At 72.0% G+C, this 26,647-nt stretch carries 22 protein-coding genes and 2 pseudogenes; 11 read left to right on the forward strand and 13 right to left on the reverse strand.

Translation table 11 applies throughout. The annotated features are described in order from the left end of the window. Window positions 1–223: 223 nt before the first annotated feature. Together WMF28_RS43240 and WMF28_RS43245 are read left to right on the forward strand one after the other, a co-directional pair. Window positions 224–1,288: an extracellular solute-binding protein gene (locus tag WMF28_RS43240; RefSeq protein ID WP_437599599.1), complete on the forward strand. Its 1,065-nt coding sequence runs from the start codon at window positions 224–226 to the stop codon at window positions 1,286–1,288. Window positions 1,289–1,432: 144 nt separating this feature from the next. Then, the gene (locus tag WMF28_RS43245) at window positions 1,433–2,425 is read left to right on the forward strand and encodes an alpha/beta hydrolase family protein (protein ID WP_437599600.1); all 993 of its coding nucleotides are present in this window, start codon (window positions 1,433–1,435) and stop codon (window positions 2,423–2,425) included. Between the two features lie 79 nt (window positions 2,426–2,504). On the opposite strand, the pseudogene WMF28_RS43250 reads toward WMF28_RS43245, so the two are convergent. Next, a pseudogene (locus WMF28_RS43250) lies at window positions 2,505–2,591 on the reverse strand (glycoside hydrolase family 16 protein); the annotation flags it as partial. A gap of 479 nt (window positions 2,592–3,070) precedes the next feature. On the opposite strand from WMF28_RS43250, the gene WMF28_RS43255 reads away from it, so the two are divergent. Continuing rightward, a complete protein-coding gene (locus WMF28_RS43255) occupies window positions 3,071–4,753 on the forward strand; it encodes a DEAD/DEAH box helicase (protein WP_437599601.1) in 1,683 nt (560 codons plus the stop codon). A gap of 126 nt (window positions 4,754–4,879) precedes the next feature. Beyond that, on the forward strand, window positions 4,880–5,605 hold the full coding sequence (locus WMF28_RS43260; protein ID WP_437599602.1) for a glutathione S-transferase family protein: 726 nt from the start codon (window positions 4,880–4,882) through the stop codon (window positions 5,603–5,605). Between the two features lie 324 nt (window positions 5,606–5,929). On the opposite strand, the pseudogene WMF28_RS43265 reads toward WMF28_RS43260, so the two are convergent. Both WMF28_RS43265 and WMF28_RS43270 read right to left on the reverse strand, forming a co-directional pair. Next, window positions 5,930–6,676: pseudogene (locus WMF28_RS43265) on the reverse strand (FkbM family methyltransferase); the annotation flags it as partial. Between the two features lie 119 nt (window positions 6,677–6,795). After that, window positions 6,796–7,371, reverse strand: coding sequence for a hypothetical protein (locus tag WMF28_RS43270; protein ID WP_437599603.1), 576 nt, complete (start codon window positions 7,369–7,371; stop codon window positions 6,796–6,798). Between the two features lie 480 nt (window positions 7,372–7,851). Between WMF28_RS43270 and WMF28_RS43275 the strand changes: the two genes are divergently transcribed. Then, the gene (locus WMF28_RS43275) at window positions 7,852–9,717 is read left to right on the forward strand and encodes a hypothetical protein (protein ID WP_437599604.1); all 1,866 of its coding nucleotides are present in this window, start codon (window positions 7,852–7,854) and stop codon (window positions 9,715–9,717) included. 72 nt (window positions 9,718–9,789) lie between these two features. Here the strand turns inward: WMF28_RS43275 and WMF28_RS43280 are convergent, their stop codons facing one another. Continuing rightward, entirely contained in the window at window positions 9,790–10,458 is a 669-nt protein-coding gene (locus tag WMF28_RS43280) for a DUF4291 domain-containing protein (RefSeq protein WP_437599605.1), read from the reverse strand. 198 nt (window positions 10,459–10,656) lie between these two features. Here WMF28_RS43280 and WMF28_RS43285 point away from each other — a divergent pair, with 198 nt between their 5' ends. After that, complete coding sequence (locus WMF28_RS43285) at window positions 10,657–11,586, forward strand: phosphatase PAP2 family protein (protein WP_437599606.1); 930 nt, start codon at window positions 10,657–10,659, stop codon at window positions 11,584–11,586. A gap of 26 nt (window positions 11,587–11,612) precedes the next feature. On the opposite strand, the gene WMF28_RS43290 is transcribed toward WMF28_RS43285, so the two are convergent. Both WMF28_RS43290 and WMF28_RS43295 read right to left on the reverse strand, forming a co-directional pair. Further along, window positions 11,613–13,082, reverse strand: coding sequence for a DegQ family serine endoprotease (locus WMF28_RS43290; protein ID WP_437599607.1), 1,470 nt, complete (start codon window positions 13,080–13,082; stop codon window positions 11,613–11,615). Between the two features lie 81 nt (window positions 13,083–13,163). After that, complete coding sequence (locus WMF28_RS43295) at window positions 13,164–14,927, reverse strand: sensor histidine kinase (protein WP_437599608.1); 1,764 nt, start codon at window positions 14,925–14,927, stop codon at window positions 13,164–13,166. Between the two features lie 412 nt (window positions 14,928–15,339). Between WMF28_RS43295 and WMF28_RS43300 the strand changes: the two genes are divergently transcribed. The 5 genes from WMF28_RS43300 to WMF28_RS43320 all read left to right on the forward strand — a co-directional run bounded on the left by WMF28_RS43300 (window position 15,340) and on the right by WMF28_RS43320 (window position 20,492). Then, window positions 15,340–17,325, forward strand: coding sequence for a methyl-accepting chemotaxis protein (locus tag WMF28_RS43300; protein WP_437599609.1), 1,986 nt, complete (start codon window positions 15,340–15,342; stop codon window positions 17,323–17,325). Between the two features lie 34 nt (window positions 17,326–17,359). After that, window positions 17,360–18,349, forward strand: coding sequence for an FHA domain-containing protein (locus WMF28_RS43305; protein WP_437599610.1), 990 nt, complete (start codon window positions 17,360–17,362; stop codon window positions 18,347–18,349). A 70-nt stretch (window positions 18,350–18,419) separates the two neighbouring features. Further along, window positions 18,420–18,869 (forward strand): 1,2-dihydroxy-3-keto-5-methylthiopentene dioxygenase, encoded by a 450-nt coding sequence (locus tag WMF28_RS43310; RefSeq protein WP_437599611.1) that lies wholly within the window; start codon window positions 18,420–18,422, stop codon window positions 18,867–18,869. Window positions 18,870–18,882: 13 nt separating this feature from the next. Beyond that, window positions 18,883–19,251 (forward strand): cupin domain-containing protein, encoded by a 369-nt coding sequence (locus WMF28_RS43315; protein WP_437599612.1) that lies wholly within the window; start codon window positions 18,883–18,885, stop codon window positions 19,249–19,251. Window positions 19,252–19,328: 77 nt separating this feature from the next. Next, window positions 19,329–20,492, forward strand: a complete 1,164-nt coding sequence (locus tag WMF28_RS43320; RefSeq protein WP_437599613.1) for a flavin reductase — start codon at window positions 19,329–19,331, stop codon at window positions 20,490–20,492. An 18-nt stretch (window positions 20,493–20,510) separates the two neighbouring features. On the opposite strand, the gene WMF28_RS43325 is transcribed toward WMF28_RS43320, so the two are convergent. Genes WMF28_RS43325 through WMF28_RS43355 form a run of 7 tightly spaced genes read right to left on the reverse strand, consistent with a single transcriptional unit; the run spans window position 20,511 to window position 26,641 of the window. Beyond that, complete coding sequence (locus tag WMF28_RS43325) at window positions 20,511–21,422, reverse strand: methylenetetrahydrofolate reductase (RefSeq protein WP_437599614.1); 912 nt, start codon at window positions 21,420–21,422, stop codon at window positions 20,511–20,513. A 15-nt stretch (window positions 21,423–21,437) separates the two neighbouring features. Next, the gene (locus WMF28_RS43330) at window positions 21,438–21,725 is read right to left on the reverse strand and encodes an MSMEG_0570 family nitrogen starvation response protein (RefSeq protein WP_437599615.1); all 288 of its coding nucleotides are present in this window, start codon (window positions 21,723–21,725) and stop codon (window positions 21,438–21,440) included. Between the two features lie 8 nt (window positions 21,726–21,733). Further along, window positions 21,734–22,966: an MSMEG_0565 family glycosyltransferase gene (locus WMF28_RS43335; RefSeq protein ID WP_437599616.1), complete on the reverse strand. Its 1,233-nt coding sequence runs from the start codon at window positions 22,964–22,966 to the stop codon at window positions 21,734–21,736. Further along, window positions 22,963–23,946, reverse strand: coding sequence for a sll0787 family AIR synthase-like protein (locus WMF28_RS43340; protein ID WP_437599617.1), 984 nt, complete (start codon window positions 23,944–23,946; stop codon window positions 22,963–22,965). The genes WMF28_RS43335 and WMF28_RS43340 overlap by 4 nt, the downstream gene beginning before the upstream one ends. Further along, window positions 23,946–24,452: an MSMEG_0567/Sll0786 family nitrogen starvation N-acetyltransferase gene (locus tag WMF28_RS43345; protein ID WP_437599618.1), complete on the reverse strand. Its 507-nt coding sequence runs from the start codon at window positions 24,450–24,452 to the stop codon at window positions 23,946–23,948. Before WMF28_RS43345 ends, WMF28_RS43340 begins: the two co-directional genes overlap by 1 nt. Further along, window positions 24,349–25,668, reverse strand: a complete 1,320-nt coding sequence (locus tag WMF28_RS43350) for an MSMEG_0568 family radical SAM protein (RefSeq protein WP_437599619.1) — start codon at window positions 25,666–25,668, stop codon at window positions 24,349–24,351. The genes WMF28_RS43345 and WMF28_RS43350 overlap by 104 nt, the downstream gene beginning before the upstream one ends. After that, a complete protein-coding gene (locus WMF28_RS43355) occupies window positions 25,613–26,641 on the reverse strand; it encodes a Nit6803 family nitrilase (RefSeq protein ID WP_437599620.1) in 1,029 nt (342 codons plus the stop codon). The genes WMF28_RS43350 and WMF28_RS43355 overlap by 56 nt, the downstream gene beginning before the upstream one ends. Window positions 26,642–26,647 lie beyond the last annotated feature (6 nt).

Here is a 26,647-nt window from a genome sequence, read left to right on the forward strand (position 1 = left end):
CTTTGCTGCTATGGCGTGCTTGGCCACGGCTCCGGTGCTGGCTTGCTCCAGCACGACAGAAGGCGGATTGGCCCACGTCGCCAGTCCGCCGGCCGCCTCCCCGGCTCAAGTCGCCTCATCGACGGCTGACAGATCCGTCTGTGCTGCGCCGCTTCGAGTGCTTCTCTTTCCCTACGTCCCTTCATGCAAACCCAACGATTCGTTTGTTCACATGCGACTCCGCATGGAGCGCGAGTTCTTCGAGACGACGAAGCGCTGCGTGAGCATCACGGTGGCCGACCCGAACGACGCCCTCTACTCGCCGGATGTCCTGGCCAAGTACATGGGGACCAGCGAACCGCGCTTCGACGTCGTTGAGCTGGACACCCTTGTCCTTGGTGAAGTCAAGGACCGCGACGTCATCAAAGCCTGGCCCGCGGATGTCGATACAGGGGACTGGCTCGCGCCGGCGAGGGAAGCTTCTACCGTCGATTCGCAGATGTACGGGGTGCCCCACCTGATGTGCAGCGAGTTCATCCTCTCTCGAAGCAGGCAAGTCCTCGAGGCAAAGACGGCGGGCGATCTCGTGAAGGCCCTCAAGGCCTCTGGCGGCGCAGCGCCTTCATTGGTCGGAGATGCGGCTGGAAGCTGGACGTTGCCCAGCCTCTACCTCGACGCATGGCGGGATACATATCCCCAGAGAGATGTGGCGAACGCGATCTCCGCAACGCTGGACATGTCTGTCATCGGGTCCCTGAAGAGCACGCTCGGCCAATGCGAGGCCACCGGCTCCAACGTGTGCATCACCGCGGGCGGCAAGTACGACGACACCACCAAGGCTGCAGAGGAGTTCGGCCAAGGCCAGGCCGCGGCGACCTTCGGTTACTCGGAGCGTCTTCACGCTGCGCTCCGAGTCGCCAAGGACCCGGAGAACATCGGCATCGCGCCGGCGCCCTTTGGCGACGGTCGTAATCTTCTGCTGTTCACGGACGCCTTCGTGCTTCGAAAGGGTTGCGACGACGAGTGCATGGTCGCCGCGCGAAATTTTGTGAAATACATCAACGAGCCTGCCACAATGAAATGGTATCTGTTCGCGGAGGAGTGTGCCGAAAAGGTCCCTCCGCGGTACCTCATTCCTGCGACGAGGTCGGCCTTCGAGCTGCCGGAGGTGAAGGGTGACAGGTACTACGCTTCGATTCGAGGTGCCATCGAGGCCGGTGCGCCCTTTCCAAACCGTGGTCTCTACGCGGTCAGGAAGAAGATGCGAGACGACATTCTGAAGCAACTGAACGTCTCATCACCGCCCTGAGGAGAAAGACCATGGGATGGCTCTCCTCCTCGGGTCGGGAGGACTGCGCGAGAAGCCGCGCCGGGCCGGCCAGGCCGCCGCGCACCCGCGGGGTGGCCGACCTGCTACGATGGCAACCCGATGTGGAGTGCTGGACGAGGAGGCATGAGCGCGGCGCCGCGATCGCGCTCCGTTCACTGGCTCGATCACGCGGCCGCCGTCCTGTCGCGCCGCCGCCGGCTGTTCGCGGGCGGCTGGGGAGACGAGGGGGTGCTCGGCCGGCTGCCGGCCGTCGCGCGGTTCGCGGCGCCGCCGCGCGCGGCGGACGTCACCTGGGGTAGGGGGCGGCGGGCAGGGCCCCTCGAGGTGACCGACGGCTGGTTCGCGGCCGCGTGCCCCGGGCTGCCGCCCTGCGCGAGCACGGCGTTCGTGCGCCGCATCGCGCCGGCGGCGCCCGCGAAAGGTCGCCGGCGGCCGGTCTACGTGGCGCTGGCGGCGTCCGGCGAGGAGGGCTTCGCGGCCCGGACGCGGCTGTGGCGGCCGCTCGCCGCGCGCGAGGGCATCGAGGTGATCCTGCTGGAGAACGCCATGTACGGGCTGCGCCGGCCCGCGGGGCAGCGCGGCACGGCCATCCGCACGGTGGCCGAGCATCTGCTGATGAACCTCGCGACGGTGGAGGAGACGCGGGCGCTCGTGGAGCATCTCGCCTGCGAGGGGTACGAGCGCATCGGCGTCGTCGGCTTCAGCATGGGCGGGGTCTCGGCCGCGCTGGCGGCGGCGGTGACGGCGCGGCCGCTCGCGGTGGCGGTCCTCGGCGCGGGGCGCAGCGTCGTGCCGGTGTTCACCGAGGGGATGCTGTCGGTCAGCGTCGAGTTCGAGGCGCTGGGCGGGGCGTCGGCGGCGCGGGCTCGGCTCGGAGCGCTGTTCGGCGCCGCGGATCTCGACCGCCACCCGGCGCCGCGGCGGTCCGATGCCGTGGTCATCGTGGGCGGGCGCCACGACGGGTACGTGTTCCCCGAGCAGGTCGAGGAGCTCCACGCGCTCTGGAGGGCGAGCGAGCTCCGGTGGCTCGACACCGGGCACGCGGGCGCGGTCGTCTATCAAGGGGAGGCGCTCCGGCGCGCGGCGGTCGACGCGATGGAGCGGCTGGGGCCGTAGCGACAGCGCGACAGCGCGAGCCGACCCAGGTTGGGCCGCGCCGCCCCGTCGCGCAGCCCACGCCGGCCGCCGCTCAGCGCCGGTAGACGCGCACGTAGTCGACGAGCATCCGCTGCGGGAAGGACGTGGACCCGTTCGGCGATCCCGGCCAGTTGCCGCCGGCCGCCACGGGAATACCCGGGACCGTGCAGGCTGCCGTGGAGCGTCGACGGATCGTGGCCGACGTTCTCCATGATATCGATCTCGCCGCAGCTCGGCCTATTGATCGGCGCCCTGCGGCGTCGCGGAAATCACCATCGCCCCGCTCTCCTGGCGAACGTTCTCGAGCCGGTTCGTGTAGTGCTGCAGCTCGCTGTTGCCCCAGCCGTGGCCGCCGGTCTCGGCCGACCACTTCGAGCCGTCGATCGCCGACCCGCTCGGCCCGTTGAACTCGTCCGAGAAGACGAGGCGCCAGCCACGGAGATCACCCCCGAGGGATCGCGGGCGGCGCGTGCCCGGAGGCCACGCCGCGGCCGCTACGCCTAGGCGCGGCGCGGCGAGCGATCGCCTCGAGCGCCCTCCGGGCCTGCGCTTAGCGGACCCGCGCCGTGAAGAGCACGGACAGGGGCTCCGGGCTATGCTGCCGCGCCGCCAGCACGAGAGCGCATGACCCACCCCACGACAGCCTCAGCACCGATGGGCCCCGGCGCGCCCGCCCTGCGCCCTTACCAGCGCGCCGCCGTCGACGCCGTGCTCGCGGCCCGCAGACGCGGCGTCCGGCGCATGGTCGTGTGCCTCCCCACCGGCGCTGGCAAGACGGTCATCTTCTCCCATCTCGCCCGCCTCGCCAGGCGGCAGGTCCTCGTCCTCGCCCACCGCGAAGAGCTGCTCTTCCAGGCCAAGGACAAGATCGAGCGCGCCCTCGGCGGACAGGCCACGGTCGCCGTCGAGCAGGGCGACCTCCGCGCCTCGTCGGACGCGCGCGTCATCGTCTGTTCCATCCGCTCCCTCCACGAGAAGCGGCTGGAGCAGGTCACCGGCGGCCGCGATATCGGCCTCGTGATCTACGACGAATGCCACCACGCCCCCGCCGAGGACAACCGCCGCGTCCTCCGCCAGCTCGGCGCCTTCGACCCCGCGTGGACAGGCACCCTCCTCGGGTTCACCGCCACGACGGCCCGCGGCGACGGCAAGGGCCTCGACGAGGTCTTCGAGGCGATCGTCTACAGCCGCTCCCTCCCCGAGATGATCGCGGACGGCTATCTCGCCCCCCTCACCGGCTACCGCGTCGCCACCGCCACCGACCTCTCCCGCCTCGACGCCGGCGGCCTCGACTTCGCCACGGACGAGCTCGAGGACGCCGTCGACATGGAGGAGCGCAACGCGCTCGTCGCCCGCTCCATTCAAGAGCTCGCCCGCGATCGCCGCACCATCGCCTTCTGCGTCACGGTCGCGCACGCCAGGAACCTCTCGAAGGCGCTCAACCACCTCGGCGTCCGAGCCGCCTATGTCCACGGCGACATGCCTTCCGACCTCCGCGGCCGGGTCCTCGCCGATTTCCGGGAAGAGCGCGTCCAGGTCCTCACCAACGTCGCTGTCCTCACCGAGGGCTTCGACGACCCTGGCGTCTCCTGCATCGCGATGGCCCGCCCCACCCGCTCGGATGGGCTCTACGCCCAGTGCGTCGGGCGCGGCACCCGCCTCCATCCAGGCAAGAAGGATTGCCTCATCCTCGATTTCGTCGACCTCTCCTCGCTCCAGCTGTGCACGCTCCCCTCGCTCTTCGGCATGCCCCGCGACCTCGATCTCGAGGGCAGGGACGCCGCGGAGGCGGGCCGCTTCTATCGGCAGGTGGCCTTCGACTACCCCGGGTTCGAGGTCGAGGCGGGCCGCATCACGCTGCGCGAGATCCAGGAGCGCGCCGCGCACTTCGATCCCGTGAGCCTCCGCGTCGACCCCGAGGTGCTGGCCATCTCGCGCAATGCGTGGGCCTCTCTCGGCCGCTTCGGCCTGACGCTCCATTTCGAGAGGAAGCCTGGAGCGATCAGCGAGGTCGTCGTCCTTGCCCGCGGGGGTCGCGGGAAGCGGTGGCACGTCCTGCTGGATGGCAAGCTTGTCGAGCGCTTCGCCATCCTCGAGGAGGCGGTGGCCGCCGTCGATTACGAGGTCACGCGCCGCGGCCCTTCGGCCTGCGCTTCGGCGCGCCACGACGCGCCATGGCGCAGGGGAAAGCCCCCCGTGCCCCTGCCGGCCGAGCCCCCGAGGGGCCATGCCCCGCCGAGCACCCTGGAACAGGCCATGATCCTCGCGGTGTGGGCGAGGGTCACCGCGCCGCGCGAGAAGCGATGAGCCGGACACCCCGGCGGCGCTCGATCTGCCCGCGGAAATGAGCCTGCCGGATCGCTCCGCGGCGAGCGCCCGTGTAGGCTGCAGCGCCCGGTGGGCCGCGTGGCCCGCAGGCCGCGGAGGACCGCCATGATCACCCTCTACCAGGGCCCCGCCGCGTGGGGCATCCCGAACATCAGCCCGTTCTGCGTCAAGCTCGAGACCTGGCTGCGCATGGCCGGCCTCCCGTACGAGGTGCGCGCCGGCGACGTGCGCGGCGCGCCGAAGGGCAAGATCCCGCACGTCGAGATCGACGGCCGCAGGATGGGCGACTCGCAGCTCATCATCGAGCACCTGGAGCGCGTCCACGGCGACAGGCTCGACGCCCACCTTGCCCCCGAGGCGCGCGCGCGCGGCTACGTGATCCGGCGCATGCTCGACGAGGCGTTCTACTGGGTGGTCGTGTACGCGCGCTGGGTCGAGCCCGACGCGTGGGCGGTCTACCGCCCCATCATCCTGTCGCTCATGCCCCCGGTCATCGGCGGTCCGATCGTCGAGCTCATCCGCAGGAGGATAAAGAGTATGCTCCGCGCGCAGGGCACCGGGCTCCACAGCCGCGAGGAGGTTTACGAGATCGGCAAGGCGGACCTCACCGCGCTCGCCGCCCTGCTCGGCGACCAGCCCTTCATGCTCGGGGCCGAGCCGAGCTCCGTGGACGCGACCGTGTACGCGTTCCTCGTCAGCGTGCTGCGCTTCCCCGCCGACTCGCCGGTGAAGCGCCACGCCGAGGCCCAGCCGCACCTCGTCGCCTACTGCGAGCGTATGCGGCAGCGCTACTATGCCGACTGGAAGCCGGGCGCTTCGCGCGGAGAGTAGAGTAAGAGATAGGAGCTCATCCTCCGTGGAACATTGGACTGCTTTGATCCCGGGCGCGAGCATCGCCGGTCCCGCCCTCGTCTTGAGGCTCGCGCGCTACGGATTCCGGCCCGTCGTCGTGGAACGTGCCGACGCGCTCCGGCTTGGCGGGCAGAACATCGACGTCCGGGGCGCGGCGCGGAAGGTCGTCCGTGACAGCAGATCTCTGCTGAAACGAGAGGACCGGATCATGCGTCGTCTCGGTGATGGTCGGGGGCGCTCCGCGGCTTCTGTCTCGTCGTCGCTCTCGGCGCCGGGTTCTGGCTCCTGCGCCGTGGCGATCGCATAGACGTCGCCGGCATTCGCCCCGTGCGGCAAGGCACGAAGGTGGTCTGCCATCTCTTGCTTGCTGCGCCAGCGCTCGAACGTCAGCTGCTGGCTCTCGCCCAGCGCGATGTCGAAGCGGTGCGCGCCGAGGGTCGCGAGGTAGTCCAGACAGCGGTAGCTCACGTCACGCTGAATCGTGGTGAACTCGAAGGAGAGCGCCGGCAGCTGCCGGGTCAGGCCGGCGAGCACTTGGTCTTCGAAGCCCTCGACGTCGATCTTGATGAAGACCGGCGCGCCGTGCGTCGCGATCAGCTCGTCGAGCGTCGTCACGAGAACGTCGATCTGCCGGTCCCACACCTGTCCCTCCCAGCCGGGCTGACCGGCGGCCGCTGCGACGAAGGCGGGCGAGGCGGTGGTCACCGTGGGGTTCGCCGTGTTGACGTGCATGACGAGGCGGCCGGGCGCGGCGCCGCAGGCGGCTTCGACCAGGGTGACGTCGGGATCCGCGCCGTAGAGCGCGCGAAGGGCGCGCGCGCAGAGGGGCTGCGGCTCCAGCGCGACGACGCGCGCGCCGAGGCGGCGGAACGACGCGACGCGGTCGCCGACGTGCGCGCCGATGTCGAACGCGAGGTCGCCGGGCTTGAGAAAGCGCGCGTAGAGGCGATCCATCGCGGCGTCGCGGGCCGGGTCGCCGTAACCGATCGCGAGCGAGCGGCCGAGCGGGAGGAAGGCCGGATCTGTGCGGAGATCGGCAGGGCTGGGCACGGCTGGGCCTCCGGGGGCTGATTGTAGGGTTTGGGCCCGCGCCCGCAAGCGGGCCACGCGGGTTGTGTCGAGAGCCGCGGCGGCGGCGCACCCTGCGCTCCGGCTCGTCGACCGCCGCCTCAGCGCGACTTCCCGGAGGTCCCGGGGAAATCCTTGCGCTTGATCTTGGCGCGCCGGCCGTCGGGGTGGTGGAACACGATCCCCTCGGCGAGGTGGCCCGGGGAGAAGCGGCTCTCCAGGTGCGAGAACAGGCTGTGGAGGCCCTCATAGGTCCTCGCGACCTCGTCGTAGACGGGGATCTCGAGGTTGAACGGCACGCAGAGGTGCCTTGTCAGCCCGAGCGGGTTGCCCTGAATGCTCGGTCCGAGCGCCTCGGCCGAGTGCTCGCCGTCCGGCCAGCGCTGGAAGTCGGTCTCGCGAACCGCCTCGAAGATCCACTTGTCTTCCGGTCCGTGCTCGTCCGCGTCGACGTACCAGCCGTCGATGATTCCCTGCTGCTTCTGGAGCTTGCTCGGGTTCCTGCGCTTCTCGACCCGGACCACATGGCCCGAGCGAAGGGTCAGCCGCACGTTCGTGCCGTCGAGCTTCTCGGTGGGGCGGCCCTCGCCCGCAAAGACCCACTCGCAGCCCTGGCGGGGCCGCGGGAGCACCTTGAAGTCGTCGCCACGATCGAAGATCGTCGGAATCTTTTCCATGACCTGAATGCCCTTTCTCACGTGGCCGAGTAGCTCTTCCGGTGTGATGACGCCCCCGGCGAGGCCGCTCGCCAGGGCGCGCACGAGATCCGCGACAGAGGTGCTCGCCTCGAGCGCCACGCGCTTCAGCGCTTTCCGCTCCTCCGGCGAGACCCACGCAACCAGGCGTGACCAGCCGTCGGGCGGGACCCATGTCGAGAGCCGCTCTGGATCTTTCCTCGGTCTGCCGCGCGGACGGCCTGGTGCTGCTGTCACGGAGGGCAGGATGAGGCGGAATTTCTGTTGTGTCAATTGGCAAAACAGAAAATGGACGCGGCGCTCAGGTGCTTGCGACGATGGGGGAGCCCCGCCTAGATTCGCGCTCGCCTGCGCGCTTCTCCGTCACTGGGCCTCATCACGCGAAGCGCTCGTCGCGGTCGCTCTCCATCACCCGCATCACCCGCTCCTCTGGACGGGCATCACAGGTCAGTTGAGGATCCCTTGATTTCGTTCATCGCCGCCTTCGACCTGCCGGACGCGAACGACCGCGACCCTGCCGCGTTTCTTCGCCGTACGGCGCTGCTCATCGGCGAGCGGATGCCGTCGGTGGGGCCGGAGCCCCGGATCACGCTGGCGGTCCTGCCGGAGGTGGGCGGCGGGTGGGCGCTCCTCGTGCCGGAGCCGCGGCCGCGGCTCACCCTGATCGAGCAGGTGGTCACGGACACGCACGCTGTGCTGTTGTTCGGCGACCTCCAGGGCGAATCCAGGGCGTCGCCCGCGAGCGCCGTCCTCCGCGCCTGGACGTCGGGCGGCGGGGCCTCCGTGGCTGCGCTCGACGGCAACTTCTCCGCCATCATCGTCGACCGCGCGGAGCGCACGGTCGCGGTGATCTCGGATCTGCTCGGCCGCCGGGCGCTGCGCACCCTGCACGCGGGCGGGGTCCTCTACGTCTCTCCGCACGACGTCGCGCTCGCGGCGACCGGGGCGTGCCCTGTCGAGATCGATCGCGCCTCGGCGTGCTCGATCCTCGCGGCCGACTGGTCCATCGGCGGGCGGCCGCTGCTCGCGGGCGTCGAGCCGTGCGATCCTGCGCACTGGCTGCGCTTCCGGGGCGGCCGCCTGGAGCGGCTCGCCGCGCCGCTCGGGCTGTTCGAGCGCCGCGTCGATGCGCGTGACGCGGTCGCGGTCAGGGAGCGGACCGACCAGATCGTCGACACCATGCGCGAGAACACGCGCTTCGCCGCGGCGGGCTGCGACACGGTCCAGGCCGACCTGACCGCGGGCATCGACAGCCGCGCGGCCTTCGCGCTGCTCGCGTCGGTCGTGCCGGCGGAGCGCATCGTCGCCAGGACCACCGGCGCGGCCGACAGCCTCGACGTGCGCGTGGCCAGGCGCATCGCCGCCCTCTCGGGCGTGCGCCACGCGCACCGCGAGCTGGACATGCCCATCCACGATGATTTCAGCCGTCACGCGGATCTCATCGCGTTTCACATGAACGGCGACTCCAGCGCCAAGCGCGCCATCGACAGCTATCCGAGCTGGGACGACGAGCGCCCCCTGAACTTCGAGGGGGGCGGAGGCGAGATCTTCCGTGGCTATTACTACGCTCGCCCCGGCCAGTACCGGCGGGTGGCCAGCGCCAGCGCCGGCGACGTCGCGGCGTTCTTCGTCCGGAAGTGGCGCCGCCTGACCGCGCTGGGCTATCGCTCACCCGATATTCCGGCCGCCGTCCGCGAGCGCACGCTGGCGGTGGTCGAGGCGATGTTCCGGCGCTCGCCCGACCTGCACGACGTGCTCGATCAATTCTACCTCTTCGAGCGGTATGGCCGCTGGGGCGCGCTCACGTCGCGCTTCCTCTGGTGGAGGACCTTCACCCCGTACGCGAGCCCATCCGTCGTGCGGCTGGCGTTCAGCTTGCCCTCCCCGATAAGCACGCACGCGGCCCTCCACGACGCCATCGTGCGTCGCTTCTTGCCGTCCGCGCGCAGCATCCTCGTGAACAGCAACTCCCTGCTTCCGCTCCAGGGGGCCGGGCTCACGCGCCGGCTCGCGCGCGATCTGCTCTATGTCACCGGCGAGATCTGGCGAGCGGCGGCGGCGTGGCGCGGCCGCTCGGTCAAGGAGCGCCGCTCGGCGGACGCCACGCGCGCCGACGCGATCGCGGGGCCGCTCCACGCCTACGCGCGCGACGTGCTCCTCTCGCGAGACAGCATCGCCGTGGATCTGCTCGGGCACGGGCCCGTCGCGCGCTTGCTGGACGAGCACAGGGCGCGCCGGCAGCACCTGGAGAGCCTGTGCAACCTCCTCGGCATCGAGCATTTCCGGCGCCTCGTCGTGTCCACCGCCGCGGCCGCATCCAGGCGCTGACGCCGGGTCACTCGGGACCGTCATCTCCGAGCACTGAACCTGCAGGTGGCGCCATCGAGGCGCCCTACCTGCTCAAGGCAGCTCCTCGACGCCCGCCCAGCGCTCGATCCCAACCTGCCTCGCCCCCTCCGCCTCCGCCGGCCAATACACGTCCTCTCGCGGGATCACGAGCGCTCCAGCTCCCCGGCCGCGCAGCACCTCCCTCTGCTCCGCCACGAGCTCCGAGATGTCCTCCACGCCCACCGTCCACTCCTCGGCGAACCGCCGCAGCATCGCGCCTCGCAGCCCGAGCTGGATCGCCCTCCGCGCGACCGGCGCGCCCGACGGATGGTGGTCCGGATCCCACTGAAGCCTCACGTCCGAGCGCTGGAGATCTCTCCTCCACGCCTCCTGGCTCGGGTACAGCTCGGGCACGAAGGCCGACGGCACCGCCGCCGAGAGGATCGCGTCGAACCCCGCGCGCTGGATCCGGATGGCCAGCACCGCCTCCTGGTCGGGCTTCGTGCCCCAGCCCGAGCGGTACATCATCCAGAGGAAGTTCGGCTTGATCCAGCTCATGCGGCCGAAGCTGAACTCCGGGCCTCCGAGCCGCCCGTGCAGCGCCGCGTGGCGCGCGATCGAAGGGCGATACGCCTGATAGACCACGATGGTTCCGGCGTCGAACTGCGCGAGGATGTGTCGCCCCGTGGCGGGCCAGCGGACGGCCTGCGCGTCGTACGGCTCGAGATCGAGCTTCTCCATCACTCCCTCTCCTGGTCTCTCTTCCGGCCCACCGCGAGCGAGCGACGCGGCGACCAACCACCTCGCGTATTACGTGTACTCCGTTCCCGACGACGAGATCCACCTCGCCCATGGGCGCGATCTCTCGGCGCCGGAAGCCGTCGTGTCGCTCGCGCCCTCAGCGAGCCCCGCGGCAGGGCCGCGTGCTAGAGCTCCGCCATGGAAGCGCTGGATCTCCGCGCGGACCAGCTCGCCTCGGCGGTCGGCGCGCGGCCTCTTCTGCTGCTCGCGCTGCTCCTGGCCGGGACGGTGGGGGTGCTCCTCGGGCTCGTCGCGGTCGCCCGCCTCTCCGAGCGCCACGCGCGGGCGCTGTGGGCGCGGGCCGCCCGGGCCTACAGCGCGGCGGCCGAGCACCCGGTCACGCAGCGGCTCTCGATCCGGTTCCCTGCGGTCGCGCGCGTGCTGCGCGAGCTCTCCGCGGCCGAGTACCTCGTGATCCACCTCGCCCTCGGCCTCGTGCTCACCCTGGCCGCGCTCGTGTTCGTCGCGCTCGCGGAGGCGGTGAGCGGCGGCGCGTCGATCGTTCAGGTCGATCTCGCGCTGGCGCGCGCGCTCCACGCGTCGTCGAGCAGCGCCGGCGTGACGGCGCTCCGCGCCTTCACGTACCTCGGCAGCGGCTGGGCGCTCACGGTGCTGGCGATCGTCGTGGCCGCGGTGCTGCTGAAGCGGCGGCAGCGCGTCCTCGCGGTCGGCTGGCTGATCGCCCTCGCCGGGAGCGGGCTCCTCAACCGGGCGCTCAAGGCCCTGTTCGCGCGGCCGCGGCCGCTGTTCGACGAGCCGCTCGCGGTCGCCATGGGGTGGAGCTTCCCGAGCGGACACTCCATGGGCACGTTCGTGACGTTCGGCATGCTCTCGTACCTCGCGATCCTGTTCCTCCGGACGCTCCGCGCTCGCGTGGCGTTCGTCGCGTTCGCGCTCGGCTGGACCGTGGCGATGGGCTTCAGCCGGATATACCTCGGCGTGCACTACCTGAGCGACGTGCTCGCGGGGTTCGCCGCGGGCGGCGTGTGGCTGGCCGTCTGCGTCTCGGGGATCGAGGTCGCGCGGCGCCGGCCGAGCAGGATCGACGGCCGACCGCCCGCCGGCTGAACGGCCGCGGCGCCCGCCGCCGCGGCTCACCGCTCCACAAGCACGAACCGCGTCTTCCCCTCCCGCCACGCCAGGAGCAGCACCGGCTGCTTCCCCGTCGCGTCGACCTCCTGCTTCAGCTGCTCGGGGCTCGTCACCGGCTTCCGGTTCGCCTCCAGGACGATGTCCCCCGGCATCAGCCCGGCCCGCGCGGCAGGGCTGCCCGGGCTCAGCCCCAGGACGAGCGCGCCCTTCACGTCGGCCGGGATCTCGAACCGCCGCCGCAGCTCGTCCGAGGGCGCGGCGATCTCGATCCCGAGCGCGCCCGTCGACGTCGGCGCCGGCGTGGGCGCCTCCGGCTTCGGCTCCGGCAGCTCGTCGAGGGTCGCGGTGAGCTCGAGGTTCCGCCCGTCGCGGAGCACGCGCATCTCCACCGGGGTGCCCGGCTTCGTCTCGGCGATGCGCATCCGCAGCTCGCGGCCGTCGGTCAGGTGCTCCCCGCGCAGCGCGACGATCACGTCGCCGCGCCGGAGGCCGGCCTTGTCGGCGGCGCTCCCGCCGGACACGTCGCTGACCACCGCGCCGCGCGTGTCCGGCGGGAGCCCGAGCGCCTCGGCGAGCGAGGGCGACACGTCCTGGATCGCGACGCCGAGCGCGCCGCGGATCACGCGGCCGTGCTCCACGATCTGCTCCATCACCGCGCGGGCGAGCTTCGAGGGTACGGCGAACCCGATCCCCTGGTTGCCCTGCGCGCCGCGCGCGAGGATGGCCGTGTTGATCCCGATCAGCTCGCCCGCCATGTTGATGAGCGCGCCCCCCGAGTTGCCCGGGTTGATGGCCGCGTCGGTCTGGAGGAAGTCCTCGTAATCGACGATCCCCATGTTGCCGCGGCCGACGGCGCTGATGATCCCCTGGGTGACGGTCTGGCCGATGCCGAACGGGTTGCCGATCGCGAGCGCGAAGTCCCCCACGCGCACCGCGTCCGAGTCGCCGAACGGCGCGAACGCGAACTCGCCCCCGTCGAGCTTCAGCACCGCGACGTCGGTCTTCGCGTCCACGCCGACGACCGTCGCCTTCATCTCCGGCCTGCCCGGCAGGGCGACGCGCACCTGACTGGCGTCCTGGACCACGTGCGCGTTGGTGATCACGTGGCCCTCGCGCGACACGATCACGCCCGACCCGACGCTCTGCTCGCGCTGCACGCGAGGGCTCGGCGGCTGGCCCTCCGGTCCGCGCTGGGCGTCTCCGTCCATCCCGAAGAACTCGCGGAAGTACGGGTTCGAGAAGAACGGGATGCGCTCGGGGACCGGCGGGCGCACGAACCGCACCGAGGAGACGTTCACGACCGCGGGGCTCACGCGCGACACGATCGGGGCGAACCCCTCCTGGAGCGAGACCGCCTCGCGGGCGGAGGGCGGCACGTCGAGCGGCCCCGGCGCAGGCGGGGTCGCCTCGGCCATCTGCTCGACCCGGCGCTCCCCCCGGTCCAGGCAGCCGAGCGGAAGCGCGGTGATCACGGCGAGAGAAAGAGCCCAGCGTGCATGCATGCCGGCGCCGCATTCATCTCCCGTGCCCCCGCCCGCCGCGTCCGGCCGCCGTCACGGCGCCTCCGGCCTTCGCGGCCGCACCGTGGTCTCCCCCGGCGGCTTCTCCAGGAGGGGCGGCCCGCCGACCGGCAGCCAGACCTCGAAGACCGCGCCCCCCTTCTGGGCCTTGCGGTAGCTGATCTCCCCGCCGTGCTCGAACACGATCCGCTGCGCGATCGCGAGCCCCAGCCCCGTCCCCTTCTCCTTGCTTGTCGCGTACGGCTCGAACAGGCGCGGCACCATGTCCTCGGCCACGCCCGGCCCGTTGTCGCGCACCACGATCCGCACGCGGTCGTTCGGCAGCGGGCCGATCGTCACCGAGACGCGCGGATCGCGCCGGATCGCGCCCGCCGCGTCCAGCCCGTTCTGGACCAGGTTCGTGAGCACCTGGATCATCTGGTCCCGGTCCGCGGACACCCTCGGGATCGGGTCGGCCACGAGCTCCACGCGCGCCGCCGCCGCGCCGCCCGTCCCGCGCGTCTCGGTGACCATCGCCTCGCCCGCCGGCGCGGCGTGCAGCGTGACCACCCCGCGCGCGACCGCCACGAGGTCGACCGGCTCCAGGTGGGGCGCGGGCAGCCGGGCGAACCGGGTGAACTCGGTCACGATGTTCGCGATCCGGTGCACCTCGTTCAGCACCGTCGACGTCGCCTCCTCGAAGTAGTCGTCGAACGCCGGATCCTCGCGCTGCCGCAGCCGCCGCAGCGTCTCCACCGCCGCGCGGATGGGCGCCAGCGGGTTCTTGATCTCGTGGGCGATCTGGCGCGCGACCTCGCGCCGCGCCGCGATCCGCTCGGTCGCCGCCAGGCGCTTGCGCATCGCGGCGAGCTCGTCGATCGTCGCGTTGAACGCCGCCGCGAGATCCGCGATCTCCCGCCCCCCGCGCCCCTCCACCCGCCGCGGCGCGCCGCTCATCACCTCGCGCGTCTCGTGGGCCAGCGCCGCGATCGGCCGCGACAGGCTGCGCGCCAGCACCACCGCGATCCCGAGCGCGATCGCCAGCACCGTGGCGCCGGTCAGGGCGATCGCGCGATCGAGCCGGGCCAGCGCCTGCTTCAGCGGCTCGCGCGACACCGAGGCGACCACGTCGAGGCCCGGGATCTCCGTGAAGTCGAGGACGCGCACCACCTCGGCCTCGCTGCTCCGGGGGGCGGGCCGCCCCTCGGTCGCCGCCGTGAGCCGCACGTGGTACGCGTCGCCGATCCGCGCGAGCACGGGGCCGATCCGCCGCGCCCCCACGAGGCCGATCGTCACCCCGTGGCGCGACAGGGCGCAGTGGACCTCCAGCGACGGCTCGCCCCCCGCCTTCGCGGGCCGGAGCCGCGGCGCGCCCCCGGGGGCCTTGATCAGCTCCGCGAGCCGCGGGTCGCGGGCGCCGATGCGCGAGGCGTCCTCGGCCGCGAGGACGCTCCCGTTGCTCGCCACGAGCGACAGATCGTCGAGGCGCAGCGCCTTGGCCTGGCTCGGGACCTGCCGGCGCAGCGCGATGCGGCTGCCCGGGTCCATCGCGTCCGGGTCGCCCTTGCCCCGCTCCAGCTCGACGTGGGCCTTGTCGACGAACGTGTCGTGCTGGCAGAGCGGCGGCAAGAGATCGCGCAGCGCCTCGGCCTCCCACGCGAGCTGCTGCCGGACGCCGGCGTGCGCCGCGGCGATCCGATCGGCGAAGCCGCTCTCGATGATCTCGCGCGACGCCTCGCGCAGGGTCAGGCCGACGAAGGCGGTCGCGATGATCGCGACGAGCCCGAAGGCGAGCAGGAGGCGAGCGGCGAGGGGCATGGCGGGGCGGCCGCGGCCGCATGGCCACCCCGGCGGCCAGGACGGCCGGGCGGCCGCCGCGGTCTGCGGCGGTGTTCAGGGGTCGGGCGTGGGGGGGACGGCGCCCGTGCCGAGCCCCCGCGGCGCGAACCTTCTCCGCCGCATCTCCGTGCATACGCGATCGGGTCGAGATCGTCCAAGTTCATCGCGACTTCCCCACACGCCGGGGCCTTACAGTGCGGCCCGACCCTGCGCCTCTGCCCAGGAGCGCTCGGTCCGCTGCTCACCCGCCGCCGGCGGCTCGCCGCGCTTCTGCCGCGCGCTCTCCTTGCACCGGGGGGCACTCGCCTCTTACGCTCGGTCGTCCTCGGGGTCGTCGGGTGCACGTTGGGCCACGCAAGCGCCGCTGCTCGATCGCGCTGGAACGCACGAAATGAACTCCAAGCTCGCCATCGCCATCGCCGTAATCCTCGCGTTTGCCGGCATCGGGTTGAGTCTCGCGTCGAAGTGGCTGACGGAGATCTCGAGCCAGCTGTTCATGCTGTTCGGCATCTTCGCGGGGGGAGCGGTGATCTACGCGAGCTTCGCGGGCAAGGGCGGCGTCCCCCTCGGGGGCCTGCGCGAAGCGCTCCGCGCGGCCGCGCGGGGCAAGCGCCCCAAGCTGCCCGAGGGCGCCCCCGCCGACGTCGCCGAGACCTACGAGCAGATCGCCGAGATCGCCGGCCGGCAGGTCGAGCTCGCGGAGGAGCGCCACGCGCTCGCGGAGGAGCGCGACAAGCTCGCGCGCGAGCGCGACGGCCTGAGCCGCGAGCGCGACGGGGTCGAGCGGCAGCGCGACGTCCTCGAGCGGGAGCGGGACACCCTGAGCCGCGAGCGCGACGGGCTCGTGAAGGAGCGCGACACCCTCGAGCGGGAGTGCGCGACGCTCACCCGCAAGGTGAACGACCTCGCGCAGCGGGGCCCCGACATCGACGTCGACGCGCTCGTCGACGCCGTGCTGCGCGCCACCGCCGGCGAGCGGGTGCGCGTCCCTCCGGGCGCGCCGCCCGAGCTCTCGCGCCTCTACACGGAGCTCACCGGCATCGCGGAGCGGATCACCCAGGCCGAGCTGCGCGACAAGCAGCGCCGGACGGAGCTGGCCCAGGCCACCGTGCTCCTCGACGAGCTCCTGCCCAAGCTCAGCGACGGCGTGAGCAGCGTCATGCACGCGAGCGAGCAGGCCACCGTCTACATCCGCGAGATGACGACCGCCCTCGCCAACATCGCCCAGTCGGTCGAGTCGCTCGCGTCGAGCGCCGAGGAGTCGAGCTCGAGCATCCTCGAGATGACGGCCACGAACGAGGAGGTCGCTGAGAACGTCGGCGAGCTCGGGTCGAGCGTGCGCGAGACGGTCTCGTCGATCGAGGAGATGGCGTACTCGATCCGCGAGGTCGCGAAGAACGTCGACGCCCTGGCGCTGACGGCCGAGGAGACGAGCTCCTCGATGAACCAGATGGACGTCTCGATCGACCAGGTCCAGTCGAACGCGAACGAGACGGCCCGGCTCTCGGAGGAGGTGGCGACCGACGCCGAGAAGGGCGCCGAGGCCATCCTGAAGACGATCGGCGAGATCTACCGCATCAAGGAGTCGAGCCAGGAGGCCGTGGCCGTCATCTCGAACCTCGGCTTCCGCATCGAGGCGATCGGGCAGATCCTGGCCGTCATCGACGACGTCGCCGAGCAGACGAACCTGCTCGCGCTGAACGCCGCGATCATCGCCGCCCAGGCCGGCGAGCACGGCAAGGGCTTCGCCGTCGTCGCCGACGAGATCAAGGACCTCGCCGAGCGCGCCGGCGGCAGCACGAAGGAGATCGCGGAGCTCATCAAGACGATCCAGTCCGAGTCGAAGAACGCGATCGCCGCCGTGGAGCGCGGCGCGCACAACGTCGACCGCGGCGTCGAGGTGTCGAACGAGGCCGAGCGGGCCCTGAAGAAGATCCTCGAGAGCTCGCAGAAGTCGACCAACATGGTGCGCGCCATCGCCCGCGCCACGGTCGAGCAGGCCAAGGGGTCGAAGCAGGTCACGGACGCGATCGGCCGCATCGCCGAGACGGTGCAGCAGATCGCCGCGGCCACGGCGGAGCAGGCGCGCGGCTCGGAGCTCATCATGAAGAGCGCGGAGAAGATGCGGACCATCACGCAGCACGTGGAGCGGTCGAGCCAGGAGCAGGCGCGCGGCGGGCGCCAGATCACGAGCGCGATCGAGCAGATCTCGAACATGGTCCACAGCCTCAACGCCTCGCACCGGAGCCAGACGCGCGGCGGCGAGCAGCTGGTCGAGGCCGGCAAGCGCATCGAGGAGGCGGCGCGGCAGCAGGATCAGGCGGTGCGGCAGCTCGTCAGCGCCGCCGAGCGGATGCGTCGCACGGCGGCGATTTGACCCCTCGCCGCCCTTCCGCGCAGAGGCAGCGTCGATGGCGTTGACGATCGTGGTGCTGGCGCCCGCCGGAGCGGGGAGGGAGGGCGGGGGCGAGCTCTCCCTGACCCTGGACGCGCCCCGCATCATCCTCGGCCGCGCGGAGGGCTGCGAGGTCCGCCTCCCCGACGCGACCGTGAGCCCCCGGCACGCGTCGATCCGGCAGCGCGGCGCCACCTACCTGCTCCTCGACGAGGGCAGCGACAACGGCACCTACCTCGGCAAGACGCGCATCGCCCCGCGCACGGCCATGCCGCTGCGCACCGGCGACCGCATCCGCATCGGGCGCGTGTGGCTCGCGCTCCGGATCGAGGCGGCGGTCCCGCAGGGAGCCCCGGCCGCGGCCGCCAGGGAGCTCGCCCTCGAGCTCGTCGCCCGCGGCCTGGCGGCTCAGGACGAGGATCCCACGCCGCGCGTCCTCGTCGTCGACGGCCCGGACCAGGGCCGCGTCCTGCGCCTTCCGGAGTCGGCGCGACCCTACTTCGTCGGGCGCGCCAAGGACACCGATCTTGGGCTCGACGACCCGGACGTATCCCGCCGTCATGTGGCCATTACGCGCAGGGGCGATCAATTCTCAGTTCAGGATCTCGGATCGCGCTCCGGCGCCTTGCTCGACGGCGTTCCGGTGCCTCAGTTCGATACGATCTGGCGTCCTGGACAGGTGCTCGCGATCTCGGCCGATCGGCTCGTATTCGAGCATCCGGCCGCCGAGGCGCTCGCGGAAATCGAGCGCAGCCCGTGCGAGCCGCTCCGTCCAGACGCGGTGTTCGACCCCCCTTTGACGGAAGAGCCCGCTGCGCCTTCCACGCCGACGCCTCCGCCTGCCTCCGCGAGCACGTTATCGCCGAACTCGCAGCCTGCAGCGGTGGCTCCTCGCCTCGCCCAGGGCGGCGGGTGGGGGTTCACGGAGGCGCTCATTGCGTTGCTCGCGCTGGGTGTGCTGGGTCTCAGCATTGCAGGACTCATGTGGATGCTTGGACGCGGTTAGCGTCTTGACGTCGCGCGCGCGCAGAGGTCGAAGAGCGCAGTCCCGGAGGGTGCGCATGCGTGCGATCCGAATGAGCGCTGAAGGCGAGATCGAGTACACCGAGGCGGAGCTGCAGGCGGAAGGGATCGGGTGCGGCGCGTTCGACCCGGGCGCAGCCGCGCTGGCCTTGCAGCGCATCCATGCGGAGCGTGGATGGACGGATCACGAGGAGGTCCGCCGCGACACGAGCAATCCTCGCGACGAGGCGGAGAGCGCGCGGGAGGCGGACGAGCATTGTCATCTCGGCGACGAGGTGCGGCTGTTCGTCGAGGGGCACGGCCTTTACGACATCCGCTGCACGGACGACGAGTGGCTGCGGATCTGGGTCGGCGCGGGAGATCTCGTGGTCGTGCCGGCGCGGCGTTACCACCGCTTCGTGGCGAGCAAGGCCGCGGCGCTCCGCTACCTGCAGCCGTTCGGCGGCCGTCACCTGCTCATGCAGCTCTACCGCGTGTCCGACGATCGGACGCGCGCCTTCTGATCTGGAGGCCCCGATGGCGCACCCTTACCGTCTCGTCACGTCCGCGACTCGGATCCCTGTCCCCGGCGGCAAGCTGATCGAGGAGCTCTTCGGCCGGGTGAACACCCGCACGGACGGCTTCAGCCTGGCGCACATGGTGGCCCCGCCGGGGTGGAGCGAGCCGGCGCAGACGCCCTCGTTCGGCGAGCTGACGCTCATGATCCGCGGCCGCATGCGGGTCGAGATCGCGGGCGAGACGGTCGACCTCGCTGCCGGCCAGGCCATCTGGACGGAGCCCGAACAGCGCGTCCGCTACAGCAACCCGTTCGACGAGGAGAGCGAGTACTTCGCCCTCTGCATACCGGCCTTCGCGCCGGACCTCGCGCGGCGCGACGCCGGATGAGCTCCGCCCCGCGGCGCGAGGGCGCGAGCGGCGCAGATCCTGGATCCCCGGTGCGCGCCGAGCGCGTACTATGTCCTATGCTCTTCGATCCCGCCGAGTTCCGGAAGGTGCTGGGCCAGTTTGCGACCGGGGTCACGCTCGTGACCACGGTGCAGGACGGCACGCCGCAGGCGATGACGGTGAACTCGTTCAGCGCCGTCTCGCTCGACCCGCCGCTCGTGCTGTTCTGCGCGGACCGGCGGTCGCGCACGAGCGCGGCCATCGAGGCGTCGGGCGTCTTCGCGGTGAACATCCTGCGGGAGCAGCAGCGGGACATCTCGGACCTGTTCGCCGGCAAGGGCACGGACATCGATCGGCAGGCGGTGCTCACCGAGGCGCACGTGGCCGACTCCGGCTGCCCGATCCTCAAGGACGTGCTCGCCTTCATCGACTGCAAGGTGGAGCACGCGTACGACGGGGGCGATCACATCATCTATGTCGGCCGCGCGCTCTCGTCAGGGCGGGGCGAGGCGGGCGCGCCGCTCCTGTATTACCGGGGCACGTACCAGGCGCTCGACGACGTCTGGCGGTGGCGTGACCGGTATGCCGCGAAGGAGCAGGCGACCCCGTTCCACGAGCTTGTCGACTTCTTCGATCGCATGCAGGCGGAGGGCCCTTATGCGACGCTCGTCGACGAGCTCGTCACGCTGCTCGACCCGGGCGTGGAGGATCGGTGTCTCGATCTCGGCTGCGGCACGGGCCGCCTGACGCGCGAGATGGGGCGCCGGTGCCACGAGGCGGTCGGGATCGACGCGACGGCGGCGATGGTGGAGCGCGCTGCGCAGCGGGCGAAGGCGCTCGGCCTGGACAACGTGACCTTTCGGGAGGCGCTCGCGACGCGGCTCCCGTTCCCCGACGCCTCGTTCGACGCGGTGACCTCGTCGAACCTGCTCCTGCACGTGCCCGAGCCCGGCCCGGTGCTGGCCGAGGCGGCGCGCGTGCTCCGCCCGGGCGGCCGCGTCGCGCTCCTGGAGCCTGCGCCGGGGATGAGCCGCGTCGCGATGGCCGGCTACCTGCGCAGCCACCGGTACAACCCGTCGACGGCCCACGCGATGCTCGCGTGGGCCGACGCGGCGGAGGCCACCTACCGCCACACCGAGGACCGGCTCAGCGCCGATCTGAGCGGCGCGGGCTTCGAGGTCGATCGCCGCGAGCGCAGGATGAACGGCCTCGCGCTGCTCTGGATCGCGCACAAGGCGTGAGCCAACGCCCGCAGGGGCTCACGCCGCCCGCCGGAGCCCCGCGTCCTCGACCAGCCGGGGCACCCAGTCCTCCGCGCCGATGGAGCGCATGTGGATGCCCGAGAGCCCCGGGATGTCGCGGAGCCCCCGGACGAGCTCCAGCGTGATCCGGTAGCTCTCCCCCTCGGCGTCGCCGCTCTGGCGCACGCGCTCGATCAGGTGCTCCGGGACCACGAGGCCCGGCACCTTCTGCAGGAAGCTCAGCCGATCCACGCCGGCGAACGGGAAGATCGCCGCGATGAAGTGCGCGCGCTCGTGGAGCCCGCGCTCGACCACCGCCGCCATCCAGCGGCGCATCGGCGCGAGCTCGAACACCGCCTGCACCTGGATGAAGCTCGCGCCCGCGTCGATCTTCGCGCTGAGCCGGTCCATCGCCCCGGCGATCGCCTGCTCCGCGCACGGGAAATCGATGGTCCCCACGTGGAAGTAAGGCGCCGGCGAGATGACGTCTCCGTTGAAGAGCTTCCCCTCGCGCGTCAGCCGGCGGGTCAGCTCGATCGCCGCGAAGCTGTCGACATCGCTCACCTCCTTGGCGTCGGGATCCGAGCCGATGGCGCACGGATAGCCGCCCAGGACGATGATGTTCGAGAGCCCGAGCGCCGCCATCCCGAGGAGGTCGCCCTGGAGGGCGATCTTGTTCTTGTGGCGGAGCGAGAACTGGAGCACCGGCTCGAGCCCCTCCTGCTTCACGAAATGGCCGACGGCCATGTTGGCGCAGCGCGCCTGGGAGAGCAGGTGATCATTGATCTGTACCACGTCGACATGCCCGGCCATGTTTCGGGCGTGCTTCAGCAGTTTTTCCAGGTCGTGGTGACGCGGGGGCGTCAGCTCGGCGGACACGAGGAACTGGCGCTCGCTGAGGAGGCGCTCCATCTTCGATTTCGACACCATAGGCTGCTCCTTCCGTCACTCGACGAACCTGAGGACCCGGACCTTGGCCCCGCTCTGGCCGCGGAATCGCGCGGCCGCGCTCGCGATGCGCGCCGCCTCCGCCCGCGCCAGGCTGCAGGGGAACCCGTACTTCTTGAAGACCCGCTCGCTCGCGAGTTCGAGCGCCTTCCGGCAACGCGACACGAAATCGTCGATTGTGTAGCTCTCCCCGACGTCGATGTGCTCTTTCACGACGAGCGACGGAGAGTAACAGACCTGGTGCTCGCCGCTCGGCCACTCGATCACGAAGCGCATCTCCGGCATACGTCGCTCTAGCTCCGGCGGGATCCCAGGAACTCGCGGTAGACGCCGGCCGCGATGCGCGCCGAGCGCTCCCACGTGTACCGCGCCGCGGCCTCGATGGCCGCGGCGCGCAGGCGCCGCCTCACGCCTTCCTCCAGGATAGCCTCCATGGCGCGCGCGAGATCCTCTGTTCTCGAGGGATCGACGAGCAGCGCGCTCTCGCCGTCTCGGAGGAACTCGGTGAAGGGAGGTTGAGCAGAGCTCACCACCGGCGCGCCCGAGGCCATCGCCTCGAGCAGGACGAGCCCGAACCCCTCGCGGACGGACGGGAAGACGAACGCGTCGGCCAGGCGGTAGAGCGGCGGGATCAGCGCGTCGGGGAGCACGCCCGCGAGGACGAGCGGCGGCGGCGGCGCGCTCGCCGGCGACGCGCCCGCCGGCCACACGCCGTGCTCCCGCGCGAGCGCCTCGAACTCGCGCTGGTAGGGCGCGTAATCGAACAGCGTCTCTCCGCCCGCGATGATCAGCTGGGCTCCGGGCAGCCGCCTCCGCACCGACAGGAACGCCTTGAGCAGGCCGATCGAGTTCTTGCGCGGCTCGACGCCGCCCACGGTCACGTAGAGCGGCGACCCCGTGGCGTTGAGCCGCGCCCGGAGCTCCGCGTCCCGTCCGTCCGGCGCCGGCGAGTAGCGCCGCAGGCTCACGCCGTTCGGGAGGATCGCCGCGTCGACGCCGAGATCGGCCCGGAGCGTCCTCCGCCACGCCTCGCTGACAACGAGGCACGCGTCCGCCTCGAGCACGGAGCGCTCCTGGCAGGCGCGCAGGTAGGGGCTGTCGTAGTCGTCGAGGTGGTGCACCGTCCGGAGGAAGTGGGGGACGCGCCCCTCGGCGCGCAGCGCCGCGAGCGCGTTCGCGCTGATGCAGTCCTGGGAGTGCCAGATGTCGTGCCGCGCCCCGAGGCGGCGCAGCCCGACCTCGAGCTCCGCGATGCGCTGCCTCACGACCGCGTCGATCCCCGTCGGCGGGGGCGCGGCGGGCACGAGGACGGCGGGGCAGCGCGGCGGCCTGTAGAAGCCGCCCTGGTCCTTGTTCAGCGCGTAGATGCAGACCTTGACGCCGAGGTCGTGGAGCGCCTCGGCGAGCTCCACCGTGTGCACGACGCCGCCGCGCGGCTTCGTCGAGTAGGTGAGGAGCGCGACCGAGAGCGGCGCGCCGGTGGCGGCGCCGGCGCTCGTCGCGCCGTCTGTCGCGCCGGCGCTCATCGCGCGCCCTCGCCCGCGAACCCGGTGAGCGGCTCGGCGGCGAGGTCCCAGAGCGTCTGCCGCTCGCCGGCGGCCTCCAGGGTGAGCCGCCGCGAGCCGTCGACGGCGCCGACCGCCGCGCTCGCGATGCCCCGCCGCGCGAACGCCGAGAGCACGTCGCCGGCGGCGTCGGGGCGCACGCTGAGCAGGAAGCCGTAGCTCGGGAACGCGAGCAGCCAGCTCGACAGATCGCGCACGTCGCGCGGCCGCGGGACGGCGGCGAGGTCGAGCACCGCGCCGGCGCCGGACGTCTCCAGGAGCATGAGCAGCGTCCCCGCGACGCCGCCCATGCTGATGTCCTTGCCCGCGTCGCACAGGCCCGCCTCGGCGAGGGCGGGCAGGACCTCGAGATCGCCGCGGAGCCGCGCCGGGTCCGTTCCCGTCGAGGCGTCCCAGAAGGGGTGCTCCGCGTGCATCTCGCCGCGCAGGTCGATCGCCGCGACGAGCACGTCGCCGGGGCGCGCCGCGAAGCTCGTGATGAGCCGCCGCGCGCGCCCCGCGATGGCCACGGCGAGGGCGTTGTAGGGGCTGCGCGCGCTCGTATGGCCTCCGACGATCGGCACCCCGTAGGCGCGCGACGCGGCGATCATGCCTTCCCAGACCGGCTCCAGCGCGCCGGCCGAGGTCCCCCAGACGACGTCGACCACGGCGATGGGGCGGCCGCCCATCGCGTAGATGTCGCTGATGTTGACCATCACGGCGCTGTAGCCCGCGAACCGCGGATCGCCTTCGAGGAACGCCGGCCAGATCCCCTCGGCGGCGAGGAGCAGGTAGCCGTCTCCGTCGGGGATGGCCGCGCAGTCGTCGCCGAGCGCCGCGGGCCGGTCGGCCGCGCTGCCCGCGCCCGGCTCGCCGGACAGGTACCGCGCCGGGATCTGCACGTCCCGCTTCGCGAGGATGCCGAGCGCGCCCCGCAGCTGGGCCGCGATGCCGGCGAGCATCAGCGGAACCTCTGCCCGGGCAGCGGGCGGGGCTCGTCGCCCGGCGGGTAGCTCGCGAGGTCGGCCTCCATCAGGTGGTGCGGGCGTTCGCGGTACGCCCGCTCCTCGAGCGAGCGCCAGCTCTGGCTCTCGAAGAACGGGACGTTGGCCGCCTGGACGAGCGCGAGGAACCGGTGGCACCCCCAGCCGTGGGCGGTGGTGACCGCCTTCTGCACGAGGCCGCGGCCGACCACGCCCTGCTTGCGGTGGGCGCGCTCGACGGCCAGCCGGCCGCCGTACCACAGGCCGGGCTCCGCCTCGTAGATGCGCACCGTGCCGACGACCGCCTCGCCGCCCGGCGCCCCGTGCTGCACGGCGGCGATGGGGAACGCGGAGGCGTCCCAGTCGTCCTCGTCGGTCGTCTTAAACAGCCCTTGCTCGTCGCAGAAGATGGCCCGGCGCAAGCGGAGGTACGCCAGATACGTGTCCCTGCTCTGCACAAGCTCGAAGCTGTAATGTGGCGTCATCGGAGCTCTCCGAGGTTGATGTCCATGCCGCGCCGGCCGCCGGCGGCGCCGCGGCCGGGCCTTCTGCCTCGAAGCCCGAGAGCCCCGAGCAGGCGCCGCAGCGGGCGCAGCCCGCCTTCACGTCGGTCGAGCGCAACCCCGACCGCGCCAGCAGCGGGCCGATGTGCGCGTAGAGCGCCCGCATGAAGTCCCCCGAGGGCGGCGCGCGATCGGCCGCGGGCGTCCCCGGGATGGACACGAGCGGGACGAGGAACGGATAGACCCCCATCGCGATGAGCCGCTCGCTCGCGTCGAGCAGCGAAGACAGCGAGTCGCCGAGCCCCGCGATGAGGTAGGTCGACACCTGCCCGCGCCCGAACACGCGCACGGCCGCCTCGAACGCCTCGAAGTACCGGGCCACGCTCACCTCGGCCTTGCCCGGCATCGCGGCCGCGCGCACCGCGTCCTCGACCGCCTCGAGGTGCATGCCCAGGCTGTCGACGCCGGCCGCGCGCATCCGGCCGAACCAGGCGAAATCGTCGGGCGGCTCGCACTGCGCCTGCACCGGCAGGTCGACGCGCGCCTTGATGCCGCGCGCGCAGTCGGCGAGGTGCGCCGCCCCGCGATCGGCCGACCGCGGCGTGCCCGTGGTCAGCGTCACGTGCCGCACCCCGTCGAGCCGCGCCGCCGCCTCGGCGACCTCGCCGAGCTGCTCCGGCGTCTTCTTCGCGGTGGTGCGCCCGGCCGCGAGCGACTGCCCGATCGCGCAGAACGCGCAGGCCGTCTCGCGCTCCGTGTACCGGATGCACGTCTGGAGCACCGTCGAGGCGAGCACGTCCGCCCCGTGCAACAGCGCGATCTTGGGGTAGGGGATGCCGTCCTCGGTCGAGAGGGCATAGAAGCGCGGCGCCTTCACGAGGGCGATCGGCGCGAGCTCCCTGCCGTCCCGCTCGACGGTCCCTGCCCCGTCGCGCCCGATCCGCGCCACGAACGGCGACGCCGCGGCCTGGTCGGTGTGGATCGGGATCATCACCGTGGCGCCGCGGAGCGTCGCCGCCACGTGCTGGGTCGGCCCCGCCCCGCCGCGGCGCGAGGTCCACGCCGCGCGGCGGCTTTCGCCCTCGCCGGACGCGGGCTCCTGCTGTGTCGCGGCGCCCGCGCCGGGGGCGCCCTCGGGGGCTTCAGCCAGCCTCAGGCCGAACGACTGGAGCTCGGTGATCAGCGTCTGGGTATCCATGGTCCACCGCCGCAGGATCGAGGGAGGAGGCCTTGGGGCTGCCCGGGCCGAGCGTTATCGAGCGCTCCGCCGTATCCATCCAAAGCCGCAGCAAGTCGGGTCGGGCGTAATGCCCTGCCGCATCCATCATCCGCTTTCGCTTCGTGATCAGGGCGAAGTCGAGGTCCGCGACGGCCATCCCCTCGCCGTCGGTCACCGGCGGGCACGCGTGCGCGCCCTCCGGCGTCACGATCGCCGTCATGCACCCGCCGCGCAGCGCGCCCTGCATCTGCTCGTTCGGCGCGACCTCCCCGACCTGCTCCGGCGTCAGGAAGGCCGTGGCGTTCACCACGAAGCAGCCCGACTCCAGCGCGTGGTGCCGGAGGGTCACCTCCATCTGCTCGGCGAAGATGGGCCCGACAAGGGAGCCGGGGAACTGGCTGCAATGGATCTGCTCGTGCTGCGCGATGAGCGCGAACCGCGCGAGCGGGTTGTAGTGCTCCCAGCAGGCGAGCGCGCCGAGCCTCCCGACCGCGGTGTCCACGGTCCTGAGCCCCGAGCCGTCGCCTTGCCCCCAGATCATCCGCTCGTGGTAGGTCGGCGTGATCTTGCGCCGGTGGAGCACCAGGGCGCCGTCCCTGTCGAAGACGAGCTGCGCGTTGTACAGCGTCCCGTGATCGCGCTCGTTCACGCCGAGCACCACGACCACCCCGTGCGCGCGCGCGGCGGCCGCCACGGCCCGCGTCACCGGGCCGGGGACGGTGACCGCCTCGTCGTAAAGGCGCATGTGCTCTTTCCCCATGGCGGGCGGCGGGAGCACGAAGGAGAAGTAGGGATAATACGGGACGACCGCCTCGGGGAAGACGCAGAGCTCGGCGCCCTCCTTCGCTGCCCTGGCGATCGCGGCGACGACTCGCTCGGTCGTCCCGTCCCGGCTGCCGAGGACGGGACTGAGCTGCACCGCGGCCGCCCGGACTTTGCGGTTGTACTCCATGGATGG

It is taken from the genome of Sorangium sp. So ce590, assembly GCF_051521365.1.
Taxonomy (GTDB): domain Bacteria; phylum Myxococcota_A; class Polyangia; order Polyangiales; family Polyangiaceae; genus Sorangium.